The 26,623-nt window shown below is 60.2% G+C and carries 23 protein-coding genes; 13 read left to right on the plus strand and 10 right to left on the minus strand.

Translation table 11 applies throughout. From position 1 onward, the window contains the following. Entirely contained in the window at positions 1–3,237 is a 3,237-nt protein-coding gene (amt, locus tag IG616_RS15625; RefSeq protein WP_209007583.1) for an ammonium transporter, read from the minus strand. A 201-nt stretch (positions 3,238–3,438) separates the two neighbouring features. After that, positions 3,439–3,870, minus strand: a complete 432-nt coding sequence (locus IG616_RS15630; protein WP_192149096.1) for a nucleoside deaminase — start codon at positions 3,868–3,870, stop codon at positions 3,439–3,441. A 242-nt stretch (positions 3,871–4,112) separates the two neighbouring features. Here IG616_RS15630 and IG616_RS15635 point away from each other — a divergent pair, with 242 nt between their 5' ends. Together IG616_RS15635 and rsmD are read left to right on the plus strand one after the other, a co-directional pair. Beyond that, a complete protein-coding gene (locus IG616_RS15635) occupies positions 4,113–5,861 on the plus strand; it encodes a pseudouridine synthase (protein ID WP_192149097.1) in 1,749 nt (582 codons plus the stop codon). After that, positions 5,858–6,412 carry a 16S rRNA (guanine(966)-N(2))-methyltransferase RsmD gene (rsmD, locus tag IG616_RS15640; protein WP_192149098.1) on the plus strand — a complete coding sequence of 185 codons (555 nt, stop codon included), beginning with the start codon at positions 5,858–5,860 and terminating at the stop codon, positions 6,410–6,412. Before IG616_RS15635 ends, rsmD begins: the two co-directional genes overlap by 4 nt. Before the next feature lie 13 nt (positions 6,413–6,425). On the opposite strand, the gene IG616_RS15645 is transcribed toward rsmD, so the two are convergent. The 6 genes from IG616_RS15645 to purD all read right to left on the minus strand — a co-directional run bounded on the left by IG616_RS15645 (position 6,426) and on the right by purD (position 14,685). Next, positions 6,426–7,247, minus strand: coding sequence for an MBL fold metallo-hydrolase (locus IG616_RS15645; RefSeq protein WP_192149099.1), 822 nt, complete (start codon positions 7,245–7,247; stop codon positions 6,426–6,428). Between the two features lie 191 nt (positions 7,248–7,438). Further along, positions 7,439–7,783: a hypothetical protein gene (locus tag IG616_RS15650; RefSeq protein ID WP_209007587.1), complete on the minus strand. Its 345-nt coding sequence runs from the start codon at positions 7,781–7,783 to the stop codon at positions 7,439–7,441. Between the two features lie 136 nt (positions 7,784–7,919). Beyond that, positions 7,920–8,747 (minus strand): patatin-like phospholipase family protein, encoded by an 828-nt coding sequence (locus tag IG616_RS15655; RefSeq protein ID WP_192149100.1) that lies wholly within the window; start codon positions 8,745–8,747, stop codon positions 7,920–7,922. 93 nt (positions 8,748–8,840) lie between these two features. Then, on the minus strand, positions 8,841–12,017 hold the full coding sequence (locus tag IG616_RS15660; RefSeq protein WP_192149101.1) for a bifunctional diguanylate cyclase/phosphodiesterase: 3,177 nt from the start codon (positions 12,015–12,017) through the stop codon (positions 8,841–8,843). A gap of 300 nt (positions 12,018–12,317) precedes the next feature. Beyond that, positions 12,318–13,280 (minus strand): alpha/beta fold hydrolase, encoded by a 963-nt coding sequence (locus IG616_RS15665; RefSeq protein WP_343072382.1) that lies wholly within the window; start codon positions 13,278–13,280, stop codon positions 12,318–12,320. 130 nt (positions 13,281–13,410) lie between these two features. Further along, a complete protein-coding gene (purD, locus tag IG616_RS15670) occupies positions 13,411–14,685 on the minus strand; it encodes a phosphoribosylamine--glycine ligase (protein ID WP_192149102.1) in 1,275 nt (424 codons plus the stop codon). Positions 14,686–14,810: 125 nt separating this feature from the next. On the opposite strand from purD, the gene IG616_RS15675 reads away from it, so the two are divergent. From IG616_RS15675 to ubiA, 3 genes are all read left to right on the plus strand, one after another. Next, entirely contained in the window at positions 14,811–15,278 is a 468-nt protein-coding gene (locus tag IG616_RS15675) for a GNAT family N-acetyltransferase (protein ID WP_192149103.1), read from the plus strand. Positions 15,279–15,351: 73 nt separating this feature from the next. Next, positions 15,352–16,611, plus strand: a complete 1,260-nt coding sequence (locus IG616_RS15680) for a GGDEF domain-containing protein (RefSeq protein ID WP_192149104.1) — start codon at positions 15,352–15,354, stop codon at positions 16,609–16,611. Positions 16,612–16,678: 67 nt separating this feature from the next. Beyond that, the gene (ubiA, locus tag IG616_RS15685; RefSeq protein WP_192149105.1) at positions 16,679–17,623 is read left to right on the plus strand and encodes a 4-hydroxybenzoate octaprenyltransferase; all 945 of its coding nucleotides are present in this window, start codon (positions 16,679–16,681) and stop codon (positions 17,621–17,623) included. A 22-nt stretch (positions 17,624–17,645) separates the two neighbouring features. Here ubiA and IG616_RS15690 read toward each other — a convergent pair whose 3' ends face one another. Then, positions 17,646–18,146, minus strand: a complete 501-nt coding sequence (locus IG616_RS15690; RefSeq protein WP_209007589.1) for a DUF6101 family protein — start codon at positions 18,144–18,146, stop codon at positions 17,646–17,648. Between the two features lie 344 nt (positions 18,147–18,490). Between IG616_RS15690 and IG616_RS15695 the strand changes: the two genes are divergently transcribed. From IG616_RS15695 to lpxK, 6 genes are read left to right on the plus strand one after another with little or no spacing between them, the layout of a single operon-like run. Further along, entirely contained in the window at positions 18,491–19,834 is a 1,344-nt protein-coding gene (locus IG616_RS15695; RefSeq protein WP_192149107.1) for a TldD/PmbA family protein, read from the plus strand. A 1-nt stretch (position 19,835) separates the two neighbouring features. Beyond that, the gene (locus IG616_RS15700; protein WP_192149108.1) at positions 19,836–20,633 is read left to right on the plus strand and encodes a 3'(2'),5'-bisphosphate nucleotidase CysQ; all 798 of its coding nucleotides are present in this window, start codon (positions 19,836–19,838) and stop codon (positions 20,631–20,633) included. A 42-nt stretch (positions 20,634–20,675) separates the two neighbouring features. Then, positions 20,676–20,915 (plus strand): DUF4170 domain-containing protein, encoded by a 240-nt coding sequence (locus IG616_RS15705; protein WP_192149109.1) that lies wholly within the window; start codon positions 20,676–20,678, stop codon positions 20,913–20,915. Between the two features lie 29 nt (positions 20,916–20,944). Beyond that, positions 20,945–21,643, plus strand: coding sequence for a lysophospholipid acyltransferase family protein (locus IG616_RS15710; protein WP_192149110.1), 699 nt, complete (start codon positions 20,945–20,947; stop codon positions 21,641–21,643). Then, complete coding sequence (locus tag IG616_RS15715) at positions 21,633–22,940, plus strand: 3-deoxy-D-manno-octulosonic acid transferase (RefSeq protein WP_192149111.1); 1,308 nt, start codon at positions 21,633–21,635, stop codon at positions 22,938–22,940. Before IG616_RS15710 ends, IG616_RS15715 begins: the two co-directional genes overlap by 11 nt. Further along, positions 22,937–23,962, plus strand: coding sequence for a tetraacyldisaccharide 4'-kinase (gene lpxK / locus IG616_RS15720; protein ID WP_192149112.1), 1,026 nt, complete (start codon positions 22,937–22,939; stop codon positions 23,960–23,962). Before IG616_RS15715 ends, lpxK begins: the two co-directional genes overlap by 4 nt. Positions 23,963–23,984: 22 nt before the next feature. On the opposite strand, the gene IG616_RS15725 is transcribed toward lpxK, so the two are convergent. Continuing rightward, positions 23,985–24,206 carry a DUF2093 domain-containing protein gene (locus IG616_RS15725; protein ID WP_192149113.1) on the minus strand — a complete coding sequence of 74 codons (222 nt, stop codon included), beginning with the start codon at positions 24,204–24,206 and terminating at the stop codon, positions 23,985–23,987. Positions 24,207–24,525: 319 nt separating this feature from the next. On the opposite strand from IG616_RS15725, the gene tldD reads away from it, so the two are divergent. Next, entirely contained in the window at positions 24,526–25,950 is a 1,425-nt protein-coding gene (gene tldD / locus IG616_RS15730; protein WP_192149114.1) for a metalloprotease TldD, read from the plus strand. Then, positions 25,947–26,567 carry an HAD-IA family hydrolase gene (locus IG616_RS15735; protein ID WP_192149115.1) on the plus strand — a complete coding sequence of 207 codons (621 nt, stop codon included), beginning with the start codon at positions 25,947–25,949 and terminating at the stop codon, positions 26,565–26,567. Before tldD ends, IG616_RS15735 begins: the two co-directional genes overlap by 4 nt. Positions 26,568–26,623: the final 56 nt, after the last annotated feature.

Below are 26,623 nucleotides of genomic sequence, written 5' to 3' on the forward strand. Positions count from 1 at the left end.
TTATTCGGCGGCAGCCTTGGGAACCGTTGTGTTCCGGTACATGTGCATGCTTTTGGGGATTTCCGTGAGGCTTGCCAGAGCCTCCGTGACGAGCGGAGGAAGGTTGCGCTGCAAATTTGCGAGCGGCTTCGGACGGCCAATCAGGAACCCCTGGATTTCGTCGCAGCCGCTGCTTGCCAGAAACAGCAGCTTGTCCATTTCTTCGACACCTTCCGCCACGATGCTCATGTTCAGCGCCTTGCCGAGCCGGACAACCGTTTCGATGATGGCCTGAGAGGAAGAGTTCTGGCCTGCTTCCTGAACAAAGGAACGGTCGATCTTGATCGTGTCGAACGGGAACCGGCTGAGATAGCCGAGAGACGAGTAGCCCACACCAAAGTCATCAAGGGCGATCTTGAAGCCAAGATCCTTGAGGCTCATCAAGATCGACAAAGCGCGCTCGTCGTCTTCAATCAGGAGATTTTCGGTGATCTCGAACTCCAGCCTGCTTGCCTCTACTTGATGACGTTCCAAGGCCTTGCGCACATTGTCGATGAAATCGGCATCGCGGAACTGTACCGGGCTGACATTCACGCTGATCCGGGCATCAAGGATGCTGGCCTTTGCAGCTGAGAGAGCAGCGTCAATGACCCACTGGCCGATTGGAATGATCTGGCCGGAGTTCTCGGCGGCCGGGATGAAGTCCACCGGGCTGACCTGTCCCCGGACCGGGTGGTTCCAGCGGATGAGGGCCTCATAGGAAGCAATTCTCAGTGTCTTCAGATCCAGCCGGGGCTGGAAGTGAAGCTCGAACTGCCCCGCCTGAATGGCGTCATGCAGGTCCTCTTCCAGAAGGCGCCTTGCGCGCATCTCGTCGCCCATGCCGGGCTGATAGACCTTGTAGGTCCGGCGTCCCAGGTCCTTTGCATTGTACAGCGCGATGTCCGCGTTGGAGACAATCACCTCTGCGTTCTCGGTTTCACGGGTGATCAAGGCGACGCCGATGCTTGCACCGGGCCTAAGCACAAGACCGTTTCCGCAGTCTATCGGCTCGGCGAGCAGATGGACCAGCCGGTGCGCGAGGTCAGCAGCCTGATTGGAGAACTCGATCCCGCGCAGGATCACGGCGAACTCATCCCCGCCCAGCCGGGCGATCGTGTCTGCGGGGCGGGTGTGTTCGCGCAGTCTGTCTGCTGTCACACGGATAACCTTGTCGCCGACCGGGTGACCGTGAATGTCATTGATATCCTTGAATCTATCCAGATCCAGCAGCAGAAGGGCCGCAGATTTGCCTGTGGTCCGGCAATAGTCGATCACGTGATTGATCTCGGAATTGAAGACAGCGCGGTTCGGCAGGTCGGTCAGAGTGTCATGCTGGGCAAGATGCAGGATCTTGGCTTCGGCTGCCTTGCGCTGGCGAAGGTCAACGAGTGCTGAGACGCGGGTCGGCGTTCCGCGGTAGGCGATGACGCGGGTGCGGATTTCGACCGGGATGGGCTCACCACTGCGATTGACCAGCTCCATTTCCCGCGGCTGAAGCTCGGCTTTCGCAAGATGGCTTTCCAGGGTGCCTGCCAGCTCTGACTGCACGAACTCATAGAGACCGCGCATCTTCAGCTCATCGATCTTGTAACCCAGGAGATCCTCAAGGGCGGCATTGCCGTCGAGGATGCGCCCGTCGACGGAGATCACGATGGCGTCGAAGGTCGCGTTGGCGAGGGCGGACATCCTCTCGCCTTCCTCGCGCGAGCGCTTTGCGTCGGCGGCTTTGCCCTGGGCAACTTCAACATTCTGGATCGTGTCCATGAGAGCGTTGAACATGCGTGTCAGGCGCTCGGAATCGTCGCCGCGTTCGACGGCCAGGCGCATGTTCAAGTCAGCCTTGCCCGCGATCACCTTTTCCAAAGCGTCTTCCACATGGCCGATGCCGAGGCGTGTGCCGTGCTCGGATTCGTTCATGCCGATGTCTTCCGCATTCGCATCAATGCGCAGCGGAACGGCAAAAGACAGGGCGCGGAGGAAGACGTATCCGGCACCAAAGCACCAGACAAAGTTGATCACAACGCCTTCAAGCTGGATCAGGAACTGGGCGCCGCGGTCCCCCAAGGGGAGATGGCTTTCAGGCGCAAGCAACGCAAGCCCGAGTGTGCCGACGACACCGGCAACACCGTGGACCCCGATGGCCCCGACTGCGTCGTCGATCTTCAGATACCGCTCGATGAGGGTAGTCGAGTAGACAGCCGCAAGGCCTCCCAAGACGCCGATGACCGCACTGCCCGCAGGCGTCAGCACATGGCAGCCAGCGGTGATGGCTACAAGGCCTCCCAGAAGTCCGGAAAGTGACTTCTCAGGCAGGATCACCCTGTCCTGGGACCAGCCGAGGAAATAGCCCGCCGCCGCCCCCGTGGCAGCGGCCAGAACCGTGTTGACGATGATGGGAGCGATATCTGCGGATGCCTTGAGGGTCGATCCGCCGTTGAACCCGATCCATCCAACAAACAAAAGCAGCGCGCCAGCGGTGGCAAGCACCGAACTGTGCCCCTGGATGCGCATGGGCAGACCGTTGTGATCATACCGGCCCTGCCGGGGGCCGATGAGCAGGCAGGCAGCAAGTGCGATCCAGCCGCCGGTGCCATGAACAACGGTTGAACCGGCGAAATCCACGAAGCCCTGGTTGGCCAGAAAGGAGCTCGTGTTTTCGATCAGAGCGCTCCCCCAAGCCCAGTGCGTGAAGACTGGATAGATGACCGCAGCCGTAAACAGAGAACACCAGACATAAGCGGAGAGCCGCATGCGTTCGGCAACCGCTCCGGAGATGATGGTCGCAGCCGTCCCGCAAAACATCACCTGAAAAGCGAAGAAGGCGTAGCCCCAGGTGTCGAGCTTTTCCAGAAGAAACAGGTTCTGGTCGAAACCGATCCAGAAGCCGTTTGACGCGCCAAAGGCGAACATGAACCCTACGCTGGCGAAGGCTATAACGCTGAAGGCGAAATCCAGGAGGTTCTTCTGGGCGACGTTGATGGAGTTCTTTGAGCGGACAAGTCCTGCCTCCAGCAGCATGAAGCCGACCTGCATCATCAGAACGAGAGCTGCCGCGATCATGACCCAAAGCAGATCGAGGCTCTCCCTCAGGCTTTCATGTGCCTCAAGCACAGAACGGCCTGTATCGGTTGCCCAGGCGCCGTGCGTCATGGTCAGTGAAACTGCCATGGCCGCCGCAATCCACACCCCGAAGTGGAGAAGCAACTTCTTCGCCATCAAATGCCCCAAACCATTCAACCCGCTTGAGAATTTAGGGAAAGTGTTAAGCGTTGGTTTTCATTAGATAAAAAACCGTGGAGCGTGGAGAGTATTGGGAAAACTTACAGAGAGTTTTCCCTTCTAACTCCATGTTTCCGCAAGGGCAGAATGCGAGTGGTGATCGGAAGCCTGATTTCAGATTTTTTAAGCAAAAGATTTCTAGTCACGTCTCTCCTGGAAGAATTCTTTCAAAAGCTGTGCGGCCGGGCGCTCTGAAATACCTGAATAAACCTCTGGGGCGTGGTGACAAGTCGGCTGGCAGAAGAAACGGGTTCCGTGCTCGACGGCTCCTCCCTTCTCGTCGCTTGCTCCAAAGTAAAGGCGGCGGATGCGGGCGAAAGAAATAGCCCCCGCGCACATGGGGCAGGGTTCGAGGGTTACATAGAGATCGCACTCGGGAAGGCGCTGGGTGCCAAGTTTTGCGCAGGCCGCGCGGATGACCTGGATTTCGGCATGGGCGGTCGGGTCATTCAGCTCAAGGGTCCGGTTGCCATCTGCCGCCAGGATGGCGCCGTTTTGCACCAGGACAGCTCCGACCGGCACCTCCCCGCGGGCTGCAGCAAGTTCCGCCTGCCGCAGGGCCTCCGTCATGAAGCTGATGCTAGAGGCCCCGGTGTTTTGGGAGGGCGGATAGGGAGTGCCGGCTGGCATGGGGCAAGACGTCCATTGAAGCTACGGAATGTGCCGGTTGTAGCTTTACAGTTTTGGGCTGTCAGCCGTTAAACGGGGCACAGGAGACAAAACCGGCGGTATGCCCATAAAGCCGGGCTGTTCTGCGAAAAAGGCAGCACTTGCTGATTCCCGAAATCCTCTGGCTCTGCTATGACGCGCGCATGACGACAGAACAGCCCCCAAAGAACCGCCGCGGACCTCGTCCGGCTGGCGGCTCCAAGTCCCGTTTTTCCGGCGGCAAGCCCGGGGATCGGGATTCGCGCCCTCGTGGCAACCGGTTTTCCTCAGCCTCTGGTGACGGCCCTGAAGGCCGCCGTGAGGACCGCGAAGGCGGACGGCCTCAGCGCCCGTCCGGCAAGCCTGGTTTCGGCCCCAAGAAGTCCTTCGGGCGCGACGGTGACGGCAAGCGTCAAGGTGGCGGAAAATGGGGTGGCGGCAAGCCGGGCTCCGAAGGCCGTGGACGGGGTGCGCCGGATGGCAGCCACCGGACCGGTCCTGGGGCGGACAGGCGTTCGGACAAGCCGCGCAAAGAGCGTCCCGCTGAGGTCGAAAGCTTCGATCTGGAAAAGGGCGAGCGGATTGCCAAGGTGATGGCCCGTGCTGGTCTCTGCTCCCGCCGTGATGCGGAAGCCTGGATCGCGGAAGGGCGCGTCGAGGTCAATGGCCAGCTTCTGGAAACGCCGGCAGTGACCGTGACCGCAAAGGACAAGGTCGTTGTCGATGGCGAGCCGCTGCCGATGCGCGAGCGGACCCGTCTGTGGCTCTATCACAAGCCGCGGGGTCTGGTGACCACCAACAAGGATCCGGAGGGCCGTACGACTGTGTTCGAACGCCTGCCGCGGGATCTGCCGCGCGTGATCGCCGTTGGCCGTCTCGATATCAATACCGAAGGCCTGCTGCTTCTGACCAATGATGGCGGTCTGGCCCGCGTGCTTGAGCTTCCGGCAACCGGCTGGCTGCGCCGCTACCGGGTGCGCGCATTCGGTTCCGTGACCCAGGAACAGCTGAACTCCCTGGCGGAGGGTGTTGCGATCGACGGCGTGCTCTATGGCGCCATCGAAGCAACGCTCGACAAGCAGCAGGGCGATAACTGCTGGCTGACGGTTGGCCTGCGTGAAGGCAAGAACCGCGAAGTCAAGCGGGTGCTGGAGCATTTGGGCCTGTCGGTGAACCGCTTGATCCGTCTTTCCTTCGGCCCGTTCCAGCTGATGGAACTGGAAGAGGGTGAAGTGCGTGAAATCCGCGGCCGCGTTCTGCGCGACCAGCTCGGGGAGAGCCTGGCCGAGGAAGCTGGTGCTGATTTTGATGCGCCTCTTTATCATCAGCCTCAGGCAGAAGAAGCCAAGCCGCAGAAAGCCGCAGGGCGTGGCGGCGAACGCGGGCAGAAACCTGCCGAAAAGGGCGGCTGGCTTACACAGCGTGAAGGCGAAAGCGCCAAGGCCGGTGGCCGTGGCGGCAAGCGGGACGACGGCCGCAAAGGCGGGGACCGCCCCTCCGGTGGCCAGAAGCGGCGCAAGAATGCTGGCGAGCGTCAGGTGAAGGTGTCGCCGCGCAGCCGGTTCCGTTTGACCAGCGAGCCCAAGAGCCGTCCGGAGCGGGAAGAATTCTCCCGGCCAGCCCGTCCTCCGCGCCGCATCTGGAGCGAGGAAGGCATCGTGGAGGACAAGCGCCAGGAAGACCGGACCGGCCGCGACAAGAAACGCCCGGACCGCGATGGCGGGTTTGATCGCGAGGCCCGGGGAGATCGCGGTGGACGTCCAGAACGGGCACCGCGTGAAAACCGCGGCCCGCGCGCTGACCGTCCTGCTGGCCGGGGCAGTGAACGCGGTGGCGATCGTGGCGGTGACCGCAATGGCGGCAGAGGTGGTGACCGCGGCGGACGGCCTCCCCATCGCGGAGGGCGGTCTTGAGGATCGTCGCAGGCAAGTTCAAGGGAGCGGCTCTCGCCGCTCCCAAGACCCAGGCCACACGCCCGACCAGCGACCGCTTGCGGGAAACCATATTCAACATTCTGGCACATGGCATCCAGCTTGATCTCGATGGGATCCGGGTGCTGGATCTTTTTGCGGGCACGGGGGCTCTCGGTTTCGAGGCCGTCAGCCGTGGCGCGCGTCATTGCACCTTCATCGAGGAAAGTGCGGAAGCGCGGGGCGTGATCCGTCAGAATATGGAGACGCTTGGCCTCAATGGCGCGGCAAAGATCTTCCGCCGGGATGCGACGCGCCTCGGCGCAGCCGGAACCATCGAGCCTTTCGATCTCGTTTTCGCCGACCCGCCCTATGACAAGGGCCTGGGCGAAGCAGCGCTTGCCTCGGCACTTGCAGGCGGCTGGGTGAAGCCAGGAACCATCTGCGTTCTGGAAGAGCGGGCCTCCGCCACGATTGCCATTCCGGCAGGATTTGAAGAGCTGGACCGCCGCAGCGCTGGTGACAGTCAGGTTGTTTTCCTGCGCTGTGAATGACCGCGCTTGCTGCCTATGACCTGGGCAGCATGATGTGAACGGTGCGCTGGGCCGGAAGATTGGTCCGGCTCACCACGTGCTCTGAATCCGTGTCCATGCTGATTTCATAGCCATCACTGGCAGCGCGCGCCGCAAAGGCTTGCAGCGCTCCCGGGAAATGGAAATGCATCGGGATGACCATCGCGGGCCGGATGTCATTCAGGACTTTCATCAGGCTTTCGAGACGCAAGGTTGTCGAATTGTCTACGGCCGCGAAGACCACATCGATCTGACCGAGCCGAAGCAGGTCTTCTTCGGTCAGCTGGTGATGCAGGTGCCCGAGATGGGCAATGCAAAGATCTCCCACTTCAAACACAAAGATCGAGTTTCCGAGCCTCCGGCTGCCGCCATCCCAGCCGCGGATATTGGTCTGGATATTGCGGATGCGCACGTCGCCAACGGTCAGATCGTAGTCGACGGGCGTTCCGTCCGGATTCCAGCCAGGCAGAAGATGCTGAATGTCCGGATCGGGCATGAGGCTGTAGTGCGTGCTATGCGCACCATTCATGGTGGCAACCGTTGGCGGAAGGGCGGGCCGGATCTGGTCATTGTAGTCCGTGGCAATCCGAATTCCGCCCGGTGTTTCAATTTCGAATGTCGAGTGGCCGATATAGCGGATCCTGACGGACCCGGTTTCCACCGCGGCTTTGTACACCCGGGCAGGCCCGAAAGCTCCGTCCGCAATCACCTGGCAAATGGCAAAAGCGGGAGCCGAAATGAAAAAGGCGAGCAGAAAGGCCGATATCGCAGCAGCGCTCCTGCCTCGTCCCCGTCTGGAAACCGCATTGCAACTCATGCCCGCCTCCTCATGCCAGCAGTTTTCTGACCTAAGGGAAGGTTAGGCGCTGACAGACTGAATGCAAGCGCAAATGAGCATCAAGAATGCAGGGAAGAGAGGGGCAACCGTTCCGAAGGGAGACAAATGAGTTTGGAACGGTTGCCAGTTGGAGACAGGTGGGAGGAGAACCCGTCTCTGTATGGATGGGATCAGCAGCTGTGCAGGCTAATAGGCCGTTTGCCAGAGCGCGGTGAAAGATAACGGTCACCCGAAAGGGTTGCTTCCATGTTCAGGGCCTGGAAGTGAATGAGTTCGCCTGCGTACCCGCTCTCTTCCACGAGCGAGCGTTTGGAACAACAGGCCGCAATTGCCAGGCCGAGCCGTCTCAGATGTGCGCGGCGGTAGCAATAGACGGCAAGGCGGCTGCGCTGGGTTTCAGGCAGCGCTTGTGCGAGAGACATGGCGGCGTCTAGGGGCGCCGAGACCAGCTGCGAGAAAATCGTCTCTGGAACGGGACAGTCGTCTGCGCTGTAGGGCTCGTTGGTTTTGGTCATGGGCGTCATGCTCGGTTAATGTACTTCGAGCATTGGTTTAATTCGTTAACAGATGGTTAATTTCACCCATATATTAAATAAACTTATCTTCTAATGCGGAAAGTACCTATGTTGCGAGACTGAAATACTCGCATATTTACATAGAGGCTATTGAGGCGATGAGCAGTGTGCGGGTCTGCTCCCGCAGGGGCTCCGCACTGTCGAGAATCTGCCGGGACTTGAGAAAATCCAGAACACGGACATTGTCGTGGGGCGGCTGTATCAAGATGTCCGGCGCGCGCGACTTGAGTTTCTCCGAAGTAATTGTTTGCATCAGAATCTGGGTTGTTCCGAAAATGGCATCTACGGAACCCGGCAGGTGGCGCCCGGGTCTGGGCTGGGGCACACCGACCACGTCCACGGCGACGACAATATCCAGGTCTTCCGGCAGCACATCAAAAGGAAGCGGGTTGGTTACCCCACCATCAACCAGAACGCGGTCGTCATGCTTCACCGGCTTGAAGACGGCGGGGATTGCGATGGATGCGGCTATGGCCGGCAGGAGAGGGCCTGAGGAAAACCTGAAGGCGCTGCAGCCATAGAAATCCGTTGCCAGGATCTGAAGCGGAATCGGCAGATCCTCGAACCTTTCGCCAATGTGCTCGCCTACGAAGACCTTGAGCACCTTGAGCGGGTCGAACTGCACCATATTGCCGTCGAACCACTCGTTGAACTTGCGCGGCCGGAGTTTCCAGAGGCGACCAAGAACGGCATTGCGGTCCCCCAAGGTATCCAGAGTGATTGACCGGAGACGTTCGCCAGACAGGCCTGAGGCGTAGGCGGCGCCAAAAATGGAGCCAATCGATGTTCCTGCTATGGCAGCAGGCTTGAGACCAAGGTCATCAAACGCCTCCAGAACCGGGATATGGGCAAGCCCCCTGGCGCCGCCTCCGCCAAGAGCCAGTCCAATACGAGGGTGCTGCATGAAAGCCTCCATTTGAGTTTCATGCGGAAAGTGGCGTTCAAGCCCTCGGGTGGCAAGTGCAGTTAGTCAGAAGTTAGGGGCGGCGGGAAGGTCTTAGCTGAAGAAGGCCAGGTCGCCTGGGCTTGCCTCAAGCCATGAGGTGAACTGCTCGAACGGCATTGGCCGGGCAATCAGGTAGCCTTGCACAGAGAAATTGCCCATCATCCGAAGCCGTTCGAACTGCGTTTCTGTTTCGACGCCTTCGCACACGACATCAATGTTCAGGGCACGGGCCAAATGGATGAGGTGGTTGACCACGATCTCTTTCTTGTTGTCCGTCAGGATCTGGGCGGTAAAGCTCCGGTCGATCTTCAGGCCATTGATCGGGAGGTCCGCGACATGGGACAGGGACGCATAGCCGGTGCCGAAGTCATCGAGTTCGATGTGGACGCCCTGGTCGTAAAGCTCTTCCAGGACCTGCCAATTGTGATTGCGCTCCGTGTCCAGGAAGACGGACTCGAGCACCTCCGCCGTCAGCAGTTCCGGTCCGACATCATATTTCGCCATGGCCGTCAGGAAATCCTGAAGCAGCGTGCCGGACGGCAGGTGTGATGGGGAAAGGTTCACGGCCATTCTGCCGAAATGAAGCCCTGCCTTTTTCCATTTGCCCGCTGCGGCAATCGCCTTGTCCAGAACGATCTGGCCGAGAGGCACAGCGAGGCTGGTCTTTTCGATGACATTCAGGAAGGACCCAGGCGCCAGAACACCCCGGGTGGGGTGCTGCCAGCGCACAAGGGCCTCAACCCCGGTCACCTGCTGCGTCCGGTTGTTGACCTGGGGCTGGAACACCAGGAAGAACTCGTCCCGCCTGAAAGCCAGCCGGAGCTCCTGCTCAAGCCTTGCTTCCTCGTCGCTGTCGATCTTCATGTCGCTGGTGAAATAGCTCCAGCGGTCCTTGCCCTCGTCCTTGGAGCGGTAGAGAGCCAGGTCAGCGTGAACCAGAAGGGAAGAGAAATCTTCTCCGTCATCAGGGCAGCAGGCAACACCCATTGAAACGGAGGGCCAAATCTGATTACCCTCATACTCCATCGGTCCGCGCATGACGAGATTCAGTCTTTCGCAAAGTTCCTCCGCATCAGAGTGCGGTCCGGAAGCGAGGATAACAAACTCATCTCCGCCCCAGCGGTAAGCGGTTCCAAGGCCGAAGCACCCTGTCTGCAGTCTCTCACCGGTCTCTTCAAGGCAGGCATCGCCGGCGGAATGGCCAAGCGTATCGTTGATCCGTTTGAAGTTATCTATGTCGATGTGAATGATGAATGCCGGCTTTTCGGAATTACCGGGGGCGAAAGCGGCTTTCGCGTCACGCTGGCAGGCTGCCCTGTTGGGCAGCCTGGTAAGGGCGTCGAAATAGGCGAGGCGTTCGGCCTCTTCCCGCGCCAGCTGGGTTTCCTTCTCGCGCTTGATGCGTTCGGAAATGTCATTGCAGATAGCTATGAGTGACGTCTTGCTGCGGGACTTGTGGGCTTGCAACTGGACTTCCACCGGATAGGTGGTGCCGTCCTTGCGTTTGTGCCGGCTTTCAACCTTGACGGAGGTCAAACGACCCTCGACGACGTCGCTGATTGTCTTTAGCAGGCTTTCCCGATTTGCCTCCTGAGAGATATCCCACAGGTACAGATCAAGAATTTCCCGGTCCGAGTAGCCAAGGTTCTCGCGGGCACACCTGTTTGCGTGCTCGCATTTGAACGTCTCACCGTCGAAAATGTAAATTTCGTTCAAAGACGCTTCGAGGATACCAGCAAGCCATTGGCTGCGGTCCAGCGCGTTGTGCTGTTCAGTGATGTCACGCGTCGTGCCGAACAAACGTGCCGCTTTGCCATCATCACCGGCTTCTATGTTACACCGCACATGGACGTGGCGGACTTCACCATCCTTCCGGATCAGCTGGTGCTCGATTTCGAAGGGAGTGCAAGTCTCCATGTGCGCATTCACAGTTTCTGTGAGCCTGCGCAAATCCTCTTCGGGCACCATGTCGTAATAGGTTTTTACTGCTTCGGGCAATGAGGTTGAGTGTGGAATGCCAGTAATTTGGTAGATCTGGTCGGACCATACAATTTCTCCGGTCCGCAAGTTGCGTTCCCAGCTCCCTACGGCGGCGATGCGTTGAGCTTCTTCCAGCCGGTCTTTTTGACGTTCAAGTGCCTTGGTATTGTGCTGCACAGCACGTTCAAGCTTCCTGCGCGTCCGCAAGACAGCTTTTTGCAATCCATGGGACATGCGGCTGAACAAAGCCCAGGTGATAATTGCGATAAGGCTGAGCAGAAGGAGGACCACCGTCAGGCTCTTGAGAAGAGTGAGGGCATCCTCCGTGATGTCATGGGAGATCAGGAGGGAACTATGGTTTTGGCCGTCTGCATAGGGCAACGCCAGGAGACTGGTCATGAGGAGCTGGCCGTCAGTCCAGACAAGTCTGTCAGGCAGCCAGTTGTCATTGGCCGATGCTCCGATGCGTGAAGATATATCTGACGGAATCACGGACTTCCCGATCGGCCTGTACGCCTGGTTACCCGCGAAAAGCCAGCCCTGCTGGCCTGCTCCGGTAGAACCCGGCTCTCGGCTTATCCGCTGAACCGGCTGAAATTCGATAATGCTGACACCCAGTGTCGAGTGGATAAACTGCAGGGTCTGGCGCATCCCGGCACCGATGCGGACATAACCCGCGATTTCACCATTCTTCCGCCAAGGGGCAATTGCCATAACAGCCGGGCTGCCGTCCGTGCCTGGTTCCAGCCCAGATACGAGGTTTCCGGTTCGCGCGCTCTGCTTTAGCAGGCTGCTTGAGAGCGAAAATGAGGCCTCGGGTAGGGCCTTTTGCGCCGGGAGCAACTGCAGGTTCGTGTCATAAAGGGCCAGTTCCGAAATGTGCCCGTTCCCTGACAGCAACGGGATCGTCTGCTCCAAGAGCCTGCGCACATAACTGGTTTCACCAGATTGAAAAGCTTTTTCCATCTGCGGCATGCGGATCAGAGCTTCCAGTGTCTTTTCAACACCTGCGATCGCTTGGGCGTTCTGGTAGTCAAGAAGCCGCCGTGTAACATCTGCCTTCCGGTCGAGTGTCCTATTGACATGCCTCAGTTCATTGGTGGCGTTGAAAGTCAACAAGGACAGGAACAGGGCGACGAAGAAACAGATAAGCGCGATCTTCAACGGCCGGACAAAATGCCGGCCATTTTTACTCCAGTGCAGAAGGATCATGTCCATGCGTGCTGAGAAACCGCGGGTTTCCTGCATTCTGGGATCTACTGGGTTTTCAGTTTCTGCATTGGCCGACACCCTTACCTTCTCCGTGTTCTTGTGGACGCGTCCAAGCTGGACAACTCAGAAATGGAGTATCAACGGTTTCTACTGGGCCTGATTTGCTGCGGATTTGAATGATCGTATCCATGACCCGCTTTAACGCATAGACCCAAGGCGTTAATTTGAATTGAATCGTTAGGTTATGCGTTAAATCTTCAAGAATGATCACGCTGGGGCGCCTGGTTTTTAAGCGGGCGCAAAGCACATTTGTAGAGTATTTCAAACCTTACAGGTTTAGCGTGTAATCTCACTCAAAGATGGCCAGAGTGTGGATCCTGATTTTTTGAAAAATGGAAGCATTTCGGTCAAAAGGCCACCCGGATTTTCTTCTGCAATGAAATGTCCTCCTGCTATGCTTCTGCCGCTTACTACCTCCGCCCAGCGGGCCCAGACGTCCAGGGGTGTTTCGCTGGCTTGAGCAATGCCTGTCTGGCCCCACAAGGCGAGTGTCGGACACTTGATCTTTTTTTCCGCTGCGGCATCCACCGCATCATGCTCAAAATCGCAGCTGGCTCCGGCACGGTAGTCTTCGCAGGTGGCGGCAATCCGGTCCGCTTGCGCGAAGAAGGCGTGATAGTGGGCAAGGGCGCCTTCGGAGAAACAATCGAGCGACTTGGCCGCGGTCCAGCTTGCGAGCGTGTGGTTGAGGAAACTCTCAGCGGAAGCGGCAATCATTTTTTCCGGAAACGGGGCAGGCTGAGCCAGGAAGGCCCAGTGGTAGACCTTCAAGGCAAAGGCCCGGTCCATTCTGGCCCAGTAGGTATGGGTCGGCAGAATGTCGAGAACCGCCAGCCGCTCAAGCGTATCCGGGTGATCGAGCGCCAGGCGGTAGGAAACCCTTGCGCCGCGGTCATGCCCTGCAAGAGAGAAGCGCGAATAGCCGAGCTGCTCCATGAGCGCGACCATCGTCCGGGCTATTTCCCGTTTGGAATAGGCAGTGTGATCGGAGGAAAGCGGGGGGACCGCGCTTTGGCCATAGCCCGGAAGGTCGGGAATGATCAGGGTGAAGTGCCGGGCAAGCTCCGGTGCCACCTTGTGCCACATGGCTCCGGTCTGGGGATAGCCATGCAGCAGCAGCAGGGGTGGGCCATTGCCGCCGAGGCGCAGATAGATTTCTGTGCCTTCGCAAACAAGGTAGCGGGTCTCGAAACCGGGAAAGAGATCCGGCAATTCTTCGCCGGGTAGGGGCTGGATCACTGTGCATCTCCCGAAGCGCGGTTCGGGGTAACGTCGCACAGTCCGCTCTGCAGGTGCAATTCGACCAGAGTATCGGCTCCGGCGGATGAGTTCGGTCTGCCGGAGCGATTGATTTCAGGCGCGCCGGAAATCAGGCGTCTCGGGCAAGGGCGCGCCAGGCAATGTCCGAGCGGCAGAAGCCTTCGGGCCAGTCGATCTTGGCAATGGCCGCATAGGCCCGGTCGCGGGCTTCGCGAACGGTCTTGCCACGGGCCGTGACGTTGAGAACGCGGCCGCCATTGGCGAGGATCTTACCATCGCTGGCCTTCGTACCTGCGTGGAAGATCTGAACGCCTTCTTCGGCGCCTGCGGCTTCAAGGCCACGGATCTCTGTACCTTTCTGATAGGAGCCCGGATAGCCTTCTGCCGCCATGACGACCGTCAGCGCCACTTCGTCGTGCCAGCGCGCACCGACCTTGTCGAGTGTCCCGTCCGTGGAGGCCATCAGCAGGGTCAGAAGGTCGTCCTTGAGGCGCATCATCAGCACCTGGCATTCCGGATCGCCGAAACGGGTGTTGAACTCGATCAGCTTGGGACCTGCTTCCGAGATCATCAGACCCGCAAAGAGAACGCCTTTGAACGGCGTGCCGCGCTTTGCCATTTCGGCAACGGCAGGCTCGATGATTTCCTTCATCGTGCGGGCGGTCAATTCCTCGGTCATGACCGGAGCCGGGGAATAGGCGCCCATGCCGCCCGTGTTGGGGCCTTCGTCGCCATCAAAGGCGCGCTTGTGGTCCTGGGCCGTTGCGAGCGGCAGGCAGTGCGTGCCGTCGACCAGCACGAAGAAGCTGGCTTCTTCGCCGGTCAGGAACTCTTCTATCACCACTTCCGCGCCCGCAGCGCCGAACTGGCCGTTGAAGCAATCCTCGACGGCGTCCAGGGCTTCCTTCTCGGTCATGGCGACAACGACACCCTTGCCCGCGGCCAGGCCATCGGCCTTGATGACGATCGGGGCGCCCTGTTCCTTTACATAGGCGAGGGCTGCGTCGCGCTCTGAGAAGCGGCTATAGGCAGCAGTCGGGATGTTCGCATCATCGCAAACGCCCTTGGTAAAGGCCTTGGAGCCCTCAAGCTGGGCAGCGGCCTTGCTGGGGCCGAAAGCCTTGATCCCTGATGCGCTGAGATCGTCCACGATCCCCTCGACCAGCGGCACTTCCGGTCCGACCACCACATAGTCGATGGACTTTTCCTTGCAGAAAGCGATCACGGCCGCGTGGTCGGAAACGTCCAAATCGGCGAGCGTCGCGACATCCGCAATGCCCGCATTGCCGGGGGCAGCATAGATGGTTGTGACGAGGGAGGAGTTGGCGAGCGCCCAGCCGAGGGCATGTTCGCGGCCTCCGGAGCCGATCAGGAGGATATTCATGAAGCGCAGTCTCTCTTTCGATGGCAGGTGTTGCCGGGGACCGGATGCCTCCCGGACTGACCGGAGGCTGTTTGAGCGGCGGTCTACCATGGCAGGGGGCAGCGGACAATGCGGGCAGGTGGCCGATGCGCGCCAATTTTGAACTGATCCTGGCGGGGCCCGCCCACGGGCGTATTTTGCGTGCGCTTGCCGATGAGGCGTTGGCAGAAGATGCTGCTTCCTTCGCGAAAGAAGAGGCCGACGCCTTTAACCGGCTGCTGGTCGATGCGGGGGCAGGCCGCATTTACTTGCTGACCGTATCCGGGGAACCTGCCGGCTTCGTTATTGTGCTGTACCGGCATTCCGTCCGTCCGGCGGGACGGGTTGCGGTCATCAGCGACTTTTATCTCCGGCGCGGCCATCGCGGCAGGCCGATTGCCCGCAGGGCTCTCAGGGACGTGCTGCTTGATCTGGATGCCTTCGGGATTGCGGGCGTTGACGCGTTGGCGCATCCCGGCAGCGAGCTGGCCCGTCTGCTTGAAATGGAAGGTTTTCAGGTGGAGGGCGGGTGTCTTTACCGCTGTTGCTTGCAGGATTTCGATCCAATGCCCTAACGCTGGGCAAAGTTGGGTGAAACTCACGCAGTTTACCGCCTTGTCAAAACTATCCGGGCTGCTACAGAGAGGCATGCTCTCTTCGAATGTCTTTTTGCTGGTCGTTCAGGCTACGCTTTACTTCACCGTCATGATGACGCTGCTCCGGGCCCGTAAATCGCTCGGAATAGGCGTTTTCATGTGCGCGCTTGGCGTGATGCATTTTCTTGAGACCTATCTCGCGAGTGTCTTCTACATCCAGCTTCCTTTCGGCATCATCTCGCCCGGTTCGACAGTGATGTTCTCCGGCAAGCTGCTGATGATCCTGCTGCTCTACATTCGCGAAGATGCGGCGGTTGTCCGCCAGCCCATCTACGGCCTGTTGATCGGGAACTTCCTGATCGTCGGGCTGGTGATGATCCTGCGCAACCACAACACCGTATCGGTGGTCCCCGGTCATGTGCCTGACATCGGATTCGTCGATGAAATGGGCTGGCTGATGGTGTGGGGCACCATTCTGCTGTTCCTGGATTCGGTTGGCATCATCGTTCTTTACGAGCGGATGGGTAATCTGTTCGGCCGTCATCTCGGATGGCGTTTTCTCTTTTGTGGTGCTGTGATGCTGAGCTTCGATCAGGCGGGTTTCTATCTGGCTCTGCGCTATATTTCGCAGGCGCCGATTGAGGTTTTCCTGGGCGGCTGGATGGCGAAGATGTTTGCAACCGTGGTCTACACGGGCTTCTTCATCACCTACCTGAAATTCTTCGACGACGAGAAGCGCTGGCTTACCCATCGTCCGTTCCGCGACGTGTTCCAGGTGCTCACGTTCCGCGAGCGCTATCAGGATCTTCTGGAGACAACGAGCCTGGATCATCTGACGGGCGCCTTCCTCCGCCGGCGCTATGATGCTCACGCTCCGGAAATTCTGAAGGAGTGTCTAGAGGCGGGAAAACCGCTGTCCATGCTGATTTTCGACATCGATCACTTCAAGGGTGTGAACGACCGTCTCGGCCATCAGGTAGGCGATCAGGTCCTCAAGGCTGTCGGTAAACTTCTGAAGGAGAATGTCCGGCAGCAAGACAGTCTTTACCGGGTGGGCGGCGAAGAGTTCGTCATGCTGGCCTGCCATTTGTCCGCGGACAAGGCCGTGGGGCTAGCTGAACGGATCCGAAAGCAAATCGAGCAAGTCAGCGACGTCACGCTGCCGGAAAAGGTGACAGTCAGCATCGGTGTTGCTTGTGCGCCGGACGATGGCGCCCGTCTCGACGATCTGTTCCGCGTTGCCGATCAGCGGCTTTATGAAGCCAAGCACCGCGGGCGGAATCGGGTCTCCGGCCCTTCACCTCTGGCCTGACCTTTAGAAGATCTGCCGCTTTAGAAAACACTCGCCAAGCATCGCTTCGGCGCGTTAAACCGTGGTCATGATTTTCGGAACAAAAGACACGGGCCCAGTCGCTGACGCGGTCAAGCGCCACTGGGTTGATACACGGCTTCCAGCCTGGGCACGCCCCTATGCGCGCCTGGCCCGGTGGGAGCGCCCCATTGGCTGGTGGCTGCTGCTTTGGCCCTGCTGGTGGTCCGCAGCGCTTGCTGCCATCAAGGCAGGGCATCTTGGCCCCAATCTCTGGCACCTCGCACTGTTTTTAATCGGCGCGGTAGCTATGCGCGGCGCAGGCTGCACCTACAACGATCTTGTCGACGAAGACATTGATGCTCAGGTCGAACGGACCCGCTCCCGGCCCATTCCAGCCGGTCAGGTTTCCCGGACGCAGGCCAAGTTCTTTCTGGTCCTTCAGGCGGTTGTGGGTCTTGTTGTTCTGCTGCAGTTCAACACCTACACGATCCTTCTCGGGATCGCTTCGCTGCTGCCTGTTGCCGTCTATCCGTTCATGAAGCGGGTGACGAACTGGCCGCAGTTCTTCCTCGGGCTCGCCTTTTCCTGGGGTGCTTTAATGGGCTGGGCTGCTGAATTCGGCCATATTGGCTGGGCGCCTGTCGCGCTTTATATCGGCGGGATCTGTTGGACGATCGGCTACGATACGATCTACGCCCATCAGGACAAAGAGGATGATGCGCTCGTAGGCGTGAAGTCGACGGCCCGTCTGTTCGGCATCTTCACCAAGCCCGCGATGCTGCTGCTCTACGCTGCTGCGACCGTTCTCTTCGCACTGGCGGCAACCCTGGCGGATGCCGGTCCTGCGGCCTTTGCTGGCATTGCCATTGGCGCGCTTCACCTGCTTTGGCAGGCGATCATTCTGGACATTGATGATCCCGACCAGTGCCTGAAACTGTTCAGATCCAACACGGCTTATGGCTGGATCCTCTTCATTGGTCTCGTTCTGGATTCTTTGATCGGGAATTTCTAAGGAACTTCAAACCCGGTCCTGCTCAGGACCGGGCAATGATTTCCCGCTCGTCCCGGTGGACCGGGAGAGTTGCCCCTGCTGCCCCGCGCTGACGGCGGACCAGAAAGCGGGGGCGGCGCCCCGTCAGAAGCGCCAGCTTGCGGCGCTGGGCAGGCTGACCTGCGGGGTTGGCACTATAGGCCTCAATCGGCTTGACCCGGCCACCCAAATCACACACCAGCATCGGCAGTTCGAGAGCAGAGGCCCATGCCGGCCATGCGGCTGCAAGCTGCTCGGCTCTTTCCGTATCCGCCAGAAGAACCGAAAGCTGGGGATCCGTGTGCTTGAGGATCAGCCGTGCCCGGATCGCGCCGGGTGTTGCGCCCGGGGTGATCTGCACCATCACTCCGCAGAAGGACTGAACCGGAAGAACAACCGTCGCGTCTTCTGCACCGGCCATATGACGGGTGATCGAAACACTGGTGCGGTCCAGATGAACTTGCACCTGTTCACCGGTAAAAGCGCCGCTGAATGCATCCGGCATCCTGCTTTGGAAGATGTTGGGCAGTAGAGCCGGATCAGGAAGTGGTTGAACTTCCGATCCATGCTCAAAAGCTCTGTCTTGTAATGCTTGACGTCCCAATTTGCCTCTCCGTCGGACCCTGGTTGTTTTTTAGGTCTCGCGAATGAGTTCACACTAGCGCTGGGCGGTGGCGATCCACTTAACGGATACGGTTAAAAAAGTTTGATTTTAAAGAGGGTTACTTAAATCTAACTCGAACGGTAACCTTTGTGAAACCAAGAGGGCTGGGGTTGGCGGTTCGCCTGCGCTTGCTCCCTTTTGGCCATCGTCCTAAACAGGGTTTCCCATCAGGAGAGACATGCACCATGGCAGACATCATCGACCAGAGTGAACTGGAGCGCCGGGCAGGCCAGCTTGTGGAAGCAGCCCGGAAGGCTGGCGCGGATGCCTGCGATGCGGTCGCGGTAACCGGTGTGTCCCTGGCGGTTGATGTGCGCGATGGCAAGGTCGAGGAAACCGACAGGGCGGAAGGGGACGATGTTACCTTGCGGGTGTTCGTCGGCAAGCGGACGGCTTCCGTTTCCGCCAACCGGATCGACGATCCGGCGGCCCTTGCCGAACGCGCCGTCGCCATGGCCAAGGTTACACCGGAAGACCCCTATGCCGGGCTCGCGGACCCGGATCTGCTGCTCAAGCGCCTTCCTGAGCTAGAGCTGCTGGATCCTTCCGAGATGGACGCCGCCCGTCTTGCCGACCGGGCGCGAGAGGCAGAAGCCGCGGGCCTCTCGGTCTCGGGCGTGTCCAAGTCCGGTGGCGCGTCTGCGTCCTGGCGGCTGGCAGGTGTCGTCCTCGTCACCAGCCACGGGTTCTCCGGTTCCTATCTCAGCTCCCGCAACGGCATTTCCATGACGGCGGTCGCGGGCGAGGGCACGGGCATGGAGCGGGATTATGACTTTGATTCCCAGACCTTCTTTGAGGATATGGAAGATCCGGCGCTGATTGGCCGCAGAGCCGGTGAGCGGGCTGTGCGCCGCCTCAATCCGAAGAAGATTTCCACCCGAACAGCCAATGTCCTTTATGAATCGCGCGCTGCCCGCAGCCTTCTGGGTCATTTTGCCGGTGCGGTGAATGGGGCTTCCATCGCCCGAAAGACCAGTTTCCTGAAGGACCGGATGGGCCAGCAGGTATTTGGAGCAGGCATCCGGATTGTCGATGACCCATTCAAGCCGCGCGGTGGGGCAACCCGTCCCTTCGATGGCGAAGGCACGGGCGCGGAAGTGCTGAACATGGTCGAGGACGGTGTTCTGAAGCACTGGTTCCTGGATGGGGCCACAGCACGCGAACTGGGCCTGCAGCCAAATGGCAGAGCCCATCGCGGTGGAGCCGGTACGTCTCCCGGTTCCACCAACCTGACCTTCATGCCGGGCGAAAAGTCTCCCGAAGAGATGATGAAGGAAATGGGCAGCGGGCTTCTGGTCAGTGATCTGATCGGCCACGGCGTCAATGGGGTGACAGGGGATTACTCCCGCGGGGCCGCCGGTTTCTGGTTCGAAAATGGCGAGGTTGTCCAGGCCGTCAGCGAAATTACCATTGCCGGAAACCTGACGGACATGTTTGCCCGGATGGTTCCGGCCAGCGACCTTGATGCGCGTTATTCGACGGCAACCCCGTCGATCATGATCGAGGGGCTTGCCATTGCCGGAGACTGACATGCGCCGGGCTTCTTCCCTGAACGCCGATGATCTGGAGCTTCTGGAGGCTGCCGCCCGGACAGCGGGAGAGCTTGCCATGAGCTTCTTCGGCCAGGACCCCCGCCGCTGGTTCAAGGACAACAATTCCCCGGTGTCCGAAGCCGACATGGCGGTTGATAGGCATCTGGCGGAAGTGCTGCGCAATGCCCGGCCCGGCTACGGCTGGCTTTCTGAAGAGACGGTGGACAGCCCGGAACGGCTTTCCTGCGAACGCACCTTCATCGTTGATCCGATCGATGGCACCCGTGCATTTCTGCTCGGCGGCGATGAATGGACCGTTTCACTGGCGGTGGCCGAAGCAGGGCGCCCAGTTGCGGCAGCTCTTCTTTGCCCTGTCAGGGGAGAGATGTTCCTGGCAACCACGGGCGGCGGCGCAACGCTGAACGGCGAGGTGATGAAGGTCTCTGGCCATGAGAAACTGGCCGGGTCGCGGCTTGCGGCCCCGCATTCGGTCACTGCGAATGCAGGTGTCCGGGCCATGGGGTTTCAGTCCGGGCCCGGCATCCGGTCGCTGGCCTACCGCATCGCCCTGGTCGCGGCAAACCGGCTGGAAGTTGCCGCGGCGCGGGCCTATGCGAATGACTGGGATCTTGCGGCAGCCGATCTTTTGGTGCAGGAAGCAGGCGGCAGATTAACCGACCTTGATGGGCAGGCTGTTTCCTACAACCGGTCCTCCACCCGCCACCCGGCCTTGATCGCTGCACCTTTGCAGCTGGTTCCCGCCGTTTGTGGTGCCCTTAAGGGCGTGGTCAGCTGACCCTATGAACCGTTTAAACGGCAACGAGCAGGATCAAGAGACATGAGCGAAGCCGAAACTCCGAAGCAGCTTCTCCACCTTGTGTTTGGCGGTGAGCTGGACAATCCGGAAGGCCTGACATTCCGCGATCTCGAAGCGCTGGACATTGTCGGCATCTATCCGAACTACGCTGAAGCCTACAAGGCCTGGAAGGCGAAGGCGCAGGCGACGGTGGACAACGCCCATATGCGTTATTTCATCGTGCATATGCACCGTCTTCTCGACCCGGAAATGGCAGCCTGAGTGCGCCTGCGACACGGACGTTCCATTCCATGATCAAACGCTATGGCCGCCACCCCGCCATCTTGAGGGGTGTCGGCTCGCTATTGGCAGGATATTTGAAACTCGTATGGCGGACCAACCGGTTCGTGAGCGAGCCTGCCGGTTTCTATGATCAGTTGCGGCCTGACCTTCCGGTCATTGTTGCCATGTGGCATGGGCAGCATTTCATGACACCGTTCTGTCTACCCAAGGGATGGAGCGCTAAGGTCATGATTTCCCGCTCTGCGGATGGCGAAGTGAATGCTGTTGCGGCAAGCAAGCTCGGGATCGGTCTGATCCGGGCCTCCGGCAGTCAGAAGGCCCATCAAATCAACAAGCGTGGCGGCATGCGCGGCTTCATTGAAGCACTGCGCGCTCTCAAGGAAGGCCACAACGTTGCGCTGACTGCGGATGTGCCGAAGGGGCCTGCACGTGTTGCGGGGCAGGGCATCGTTCAGCTTGCCAAGCATTCGGGCCGTCCAATTTTGCCGCTCGCGGTGGCGACCAGCCGGAGCATCGAGCTGAATTCCTGGGACAAGGCCAGCATCAACCTGCCGTTCGGCAAGGGGGGCATTGCTTTCGGCGAACTGATCCATGTCGCGGCGGACGCGGACGACAATGCACTGGAGCAGGCCCGTCTTGCAGTGGAAGCGGGGCTCAATGCGACAACCCGCCATGCCTATGAGCTGGTAGGCCGTGATGACGGCTGAGCCGCGCCCTCTTGCGCTCTTTGCCTATCTGACCCTGGCGCGCCTTGGCATGCCCGCCTACCGCCTTACCCATTTTCTGCGTTGCCGCTCAGGCAAGGATGATCCCCTGCGCGGTGGCGAGCGGTTTGGTTTCGCCAAGATTGCCCGTCCGGCGGGGTCTCTGGTCTGGATCCATGCGGCTAGCGTCGGTGAAACCAATTCCGTCCTGCCCTTGATCGGAGAGCTGACCGCAAGAGGCGCAACCGTTCTTCTGACCACGGTGACCCTGACCTCTGCCGAGCTGGCTGCACAACGGCTGCCGGATGGGGCGTTGCATCAGTTCATTCCCTATGACAATCCGGTTTTCCTGCGCAGGTTTCTGGATCACTGGTCGCCGGATCTCGCCTTGACCGTTGAGTCCGAGGTCTGGCCAGCTGCCTTTGATGCTTTGAAACAACGTAGAATTCCCTTTGTTCTGATCAATGGCCGGCTTTCTGCGAAATCTGCCCGCAACTGGTCCTTCATCCGTTCCGCCGGAGCTTATGTCTTCGGCTGTCTTGATCTCTGCCTGGCGCAAAGCGAGGCGGATGGCAAACGGCTCAAGGCGCTTGGTTGCCGCAGGGTCGAGGTTCCCGGTAATCTGAAGTTCGATGCGGAACCGCCTTCTGCACCTGCCGGAGAACAGGCAGAGATCAGCCGGCAGATCGGCGGGCGGCCGCGCTGGCTTGCGGCCCTGACCCATCCGGGTGAGGATGAAGTCGTGCTCACCGCCCATTTGACGCTCCTCGAAGAACGCCCGGATTTGCTCCTTCTGCTCGCCCCGCGCCATCCAGCCCGTGCTGACGATGTGGCCGCCATGGTGAGAGCGAAAGGACTGGGTCTGGCCCGGCGCAGTCTTGGTGAGCCCATCCTGCCGCAGACACAGGTCTATCTGGGCGACACGCTCGGCGAGATGGGGCTGCTCTACGGTGTGAGCGGTGTTGCGTTCCTTGGTGGCTCCTTTGCGGACGTGGGCGGCCACAATCCGGTGGAGGCGGCAGCCCTGGATACGGTGATCGTCAGCGGACCCAAGGTTCCCAATGCCCGGCCCGTGTACAGGTCGCTCTGGGAGGCCGGGGCTTCTCTGCGTCTTGAAGAGCCGGAAGAGCTGGCAGGGGCCATCTCCCAATTGCTGGAAGACCGCGTCCGCCGTCAGGCCATGCGGGCGGCTGCAAAAGAAATCATTGATGGTGGTCGCGGCGCATTGCAACGAACGCTTGACGCGCTGGGGCCCTTTCTGGACAGGATAGGGCTTGGCGGCGGAGGGCAGCGTGCGTGACGAAAGCTCCTGATTTCTGGTTCAAGCCCGGCAGCTCCTGGCAATCTGTCCTGTTGGCGCCGGTTGGCTGGATCTACGGGCGTGTGTCCGGAAAGCGGATGAGAGGCAAGCATCTCGGCCGCGCCCGTATTCCCGTCCTTTGCATCGGGAACTATGTTCTGGGCGGTGCGGGCAAGACGCCGTTTTCACTCAGTCTCTACGACCGTCTTTGCGACGAGGGCTACAAGCCCGGCTTTCTGCTGCGTGGTTATGGCGGCCGGGCGGCAGGCCCGCTCGTCGTCGATCTGGAACGCCACAACGCCGGGGCTGTGGGAGACGAGGCGCTGCTTCTGGCAGAGGCCGGGCCGGTTGTGGTCTCTGCCGACCGTGTGGCGGGCGCAGCCCTGGCTGAAGCGCAGGGCATCGACATCCTGATCATGGACGATGGTTTTCAGAACCCGGCGCTGGCCAAGGACCTGGCGATCGTACTGGTCGATGCGGTGACGGGAATTGGCAATGGCCAGTGCTTTCCGGCAGGCCCCTTGCGCGCGCCGATGAAGGACCAGGTGGTCCGCACGGATGTGCTGGCGGTGGTTGGCGATGGTCCGGGCGCGGATGAGACCATTCACATGGCGGCGCGGCGCGGGCTTCCGATCCTGCATGGCCATTTGAGACCGAGCGTTCCGGACAGCCTGCGCAATGGCCCGCTTCTAGCCTTCGCCGGGATTGGGCGCCCCGGCAAGTTCTTCGCCAGCTTGAAGGATGAAGGTCTTGAAGTTGCGGAGACGCGGTCCTTTCCGGACCATCATCCCTTTACCCAGTCAGAGGCCCAGTCGCTGCTCAAGACCGCCGAGGACAAGGGCTTGCAGCTGGTAACCACCGCCAAGGACATGGCCCGCCTTCGCAGCAACGAGCACCAGATCTTCCGCTGGCTGGCCTCACGCACGGAAGTGCTGCCGGTCGAAATGGTGATCAGCGATGAGGACCGGCTGATGACCTTGATCCGCGAACGGATCCGTCAGCGGGCGTTCAAACCGGCGTGACTGTCCAGCGCGTTCAGGCTTCTCAGGCCTTGCCGTCTTCCTTGAAACGCTTCAGCGCAGCCATTGCGTCCACATAGGCTTCCTGACGGGACACAGACCAGTACTTCAGTTCTTCCAGAGGAATGGCAGTGCCGGTGACCGCGCAACGCACGAACGTTCCCGGGGCTTCGATCTGATAGTCGCCGTCCAGATAGCGGATGCGGGCTTCAGTCGGAACGCGGGGATTTTCGTAGCGGTTCATCATTGGTCTTTTGGTCCGGTGAAATGAGCTGCCCCGCCAGCGCCGGGCAATGAGTGACGCAATCCTACGCATGGCGGCAGGTTCCGGCAAGCCAGACCCGGTTTCTTCCAAGTCTGTGAAAGTGTGTCCTCTCTTTGCGCCTGGGCGCGCATCTGTCAATCGTCCGCGGCCGGGAAACTGCGCGAAAGGCCCGGATATCTGGCGGGAAACGGCCAGATGACCTGCGCACCAGAGGTGGAGAACCCGGTTTAAAGGGTGCAATCGCCTCAGCATCACTTATGTTAGGCATCTACAAACTGGCAGTTTCTGAACGGGACATCCCATGACCGACCACACCACAGACCTCATTGAATCTTTGGGCCTTGGCCTGGAGGCTGCCCGCCGGATTACGGCGGAAGCGCTTGCGGGCGCAGATGATGGCGAGTTGTTTGTGGAGTACCGCCAGAGCGAAGGTCTGGTGTTCGACAATGGCCGCTTGAAGGGCGCAAACTATGACACGGCGCAGGGTTTTGGCCTTAGAGCCGTGGCGGGTGAGGCGGCAGGCTATGCCCATTCCGGTGAAATCTCGGAAGGCGCCTTGAGGCGCGCGGCTGACGCCGTCGCCTCGGTCAAGAGCGGCCATGCGGGCAGCTATGCCGCCGCTCCCTCGCGTACCAATGTGAAACTTTATACGGACGCGAACCCTCTCGGCGCGCCGAGCTTTGAGGACAAGGTCAAGCTTCTGCAGGAAATCGACGCCTATGCCCGCGATCTCGATCCGCGGGTACGGCAGGTGACAGCCTCTCTGGCCGGATCCTGGCAAGTGGTGGAGATCCTGAGAGCAGACGGCCATCTGGTGCGCGACGTGCGGCCCATGGTGCGCCTCAGCATCAGCGTGATTGCGGGGACCGATGCCCGTCAGGAATCGGGCTCCTTCGGCTGCGGCGGCCGCGAGGGGTTCGGGCGGTTCATAACGCCTGAATGCTGGCAAGACGGGGTCCAAGAGGCTTTGCGCCAGGCGCTGGTCAACCTGGAGGCGGTTCCAGCTCCCGCCGGCACCTTTGATGTGGTCATGGGACCGGGCTGGCCCGGTATCCTGCTGCATGAAGCTGTCGGTCACGGCCTTGAGGGTGATTTCAACCGCAAGAAGACTTCCGCCTTCTCCGGTCTCATGGGCCAGCGGGTGGCCGCTCCCGGCGTTACGATTGTCGATGACGGCACGATCCCCGACCGTCGCGGGTCGATCACCGTGGATGATGAGGGCACGCCTGCCAGCCGGACGGTGCTGATCGAGGACGGGATCCTGAAGGGCTACATGCAGGACCGGCAGAATGCCCGGCTGATGGGCATGGACCCCACCGGCAATGGCCGCCGCCAATCCTATGCCCATATCCCCATGCCACGGATGACCAACACCATCATGCTCGGCGGAGACAAGGAGCCGGAAGAAATTCTGGCTTCGGTCAAGGACGGCATCTTCGCCGTCAATTTCGGCGGCGGGCAGGTGGATATCACCTCCGGCAAGTTCGTCTTCTCCTGCACCGAGGCCTACCGCATTCGCGATGGCAAGGTCGGTGAGCCGGTCAAGGGCGCGATGCTGATCGGCAACGGTCCGGATGCCCTGACCCGCGTTGCCATGATCGGCAATGACATGCAGCTGGATCCTGGCATGGGCACCTGCGGCAAGCAGGGCCAGGGTGTTCCGGTCGGCGTCGGCCAGCCCTCCATGCGCATCAACGCCCTGACGGTTGGCGGCACTGCAGTATGACCAGTTTCACCTTTGCCGTCTTCGACATGGACGAGGTGCTCTATGATTATGAACATCCCGTCCGGCTTCAGCTTCTGGAAGATCTGACGGGCCGGACGCAGGCTGAAATCCACGAAGCCGTCTGGGGCGGGCCGCATGAAAACCTGGCGGAAATGGGTCAGCCGGACAGTGCTGAGGGGTGTTTGGCTCAGTTCGCGGACCTGCTTGGGTATCCGATCGATTTCGACACCTGGGCGGACATCCGCCGCCAGATGATGCGGCCGCGCCTGGATGTTCTGGACATGGTGCGCCGGCTGGCGGAGCAGACGGACGTAGCGCTTCTGACCAATAACGGCATGCTGCTTAAGGAAGCGCTGCCGGTCTGCGCGCCAGAGGTTCTGGAGATCTTCGGCGGGAAAAGCCATGTCTCCGCGGAGTTCCAGGCCCGTAAACCTGATCCCGGTGTCTTTCTGCGGATCTGTGCCCGTTATGGCCACGACCCGATGAGAACTCTGTTTGTCGACGACCGGGAGGAAAACATCGAGGGCGCACAAACGGCGGGGCTGACAGCGCATCTCTATAGATCCCCCACCGGACTCGAAACCTTCCTGCGCGAGTGCGGGTTCAGCCCGAAGTAATGCCGGATTGTTCTTGCCGCCCGACGCGTGCTAGGCCGTGACCGTTCCGCCCTCCA

The sequence above is a fragment of the Roseibium litorale genome (assembly GCF_014842915.1).
GTDB lineage: Bacteria > Pseudomonadota > Alphaproteobacteria > Rhizobiales > Stappiaceae > Roseibium > Roseibium litorale.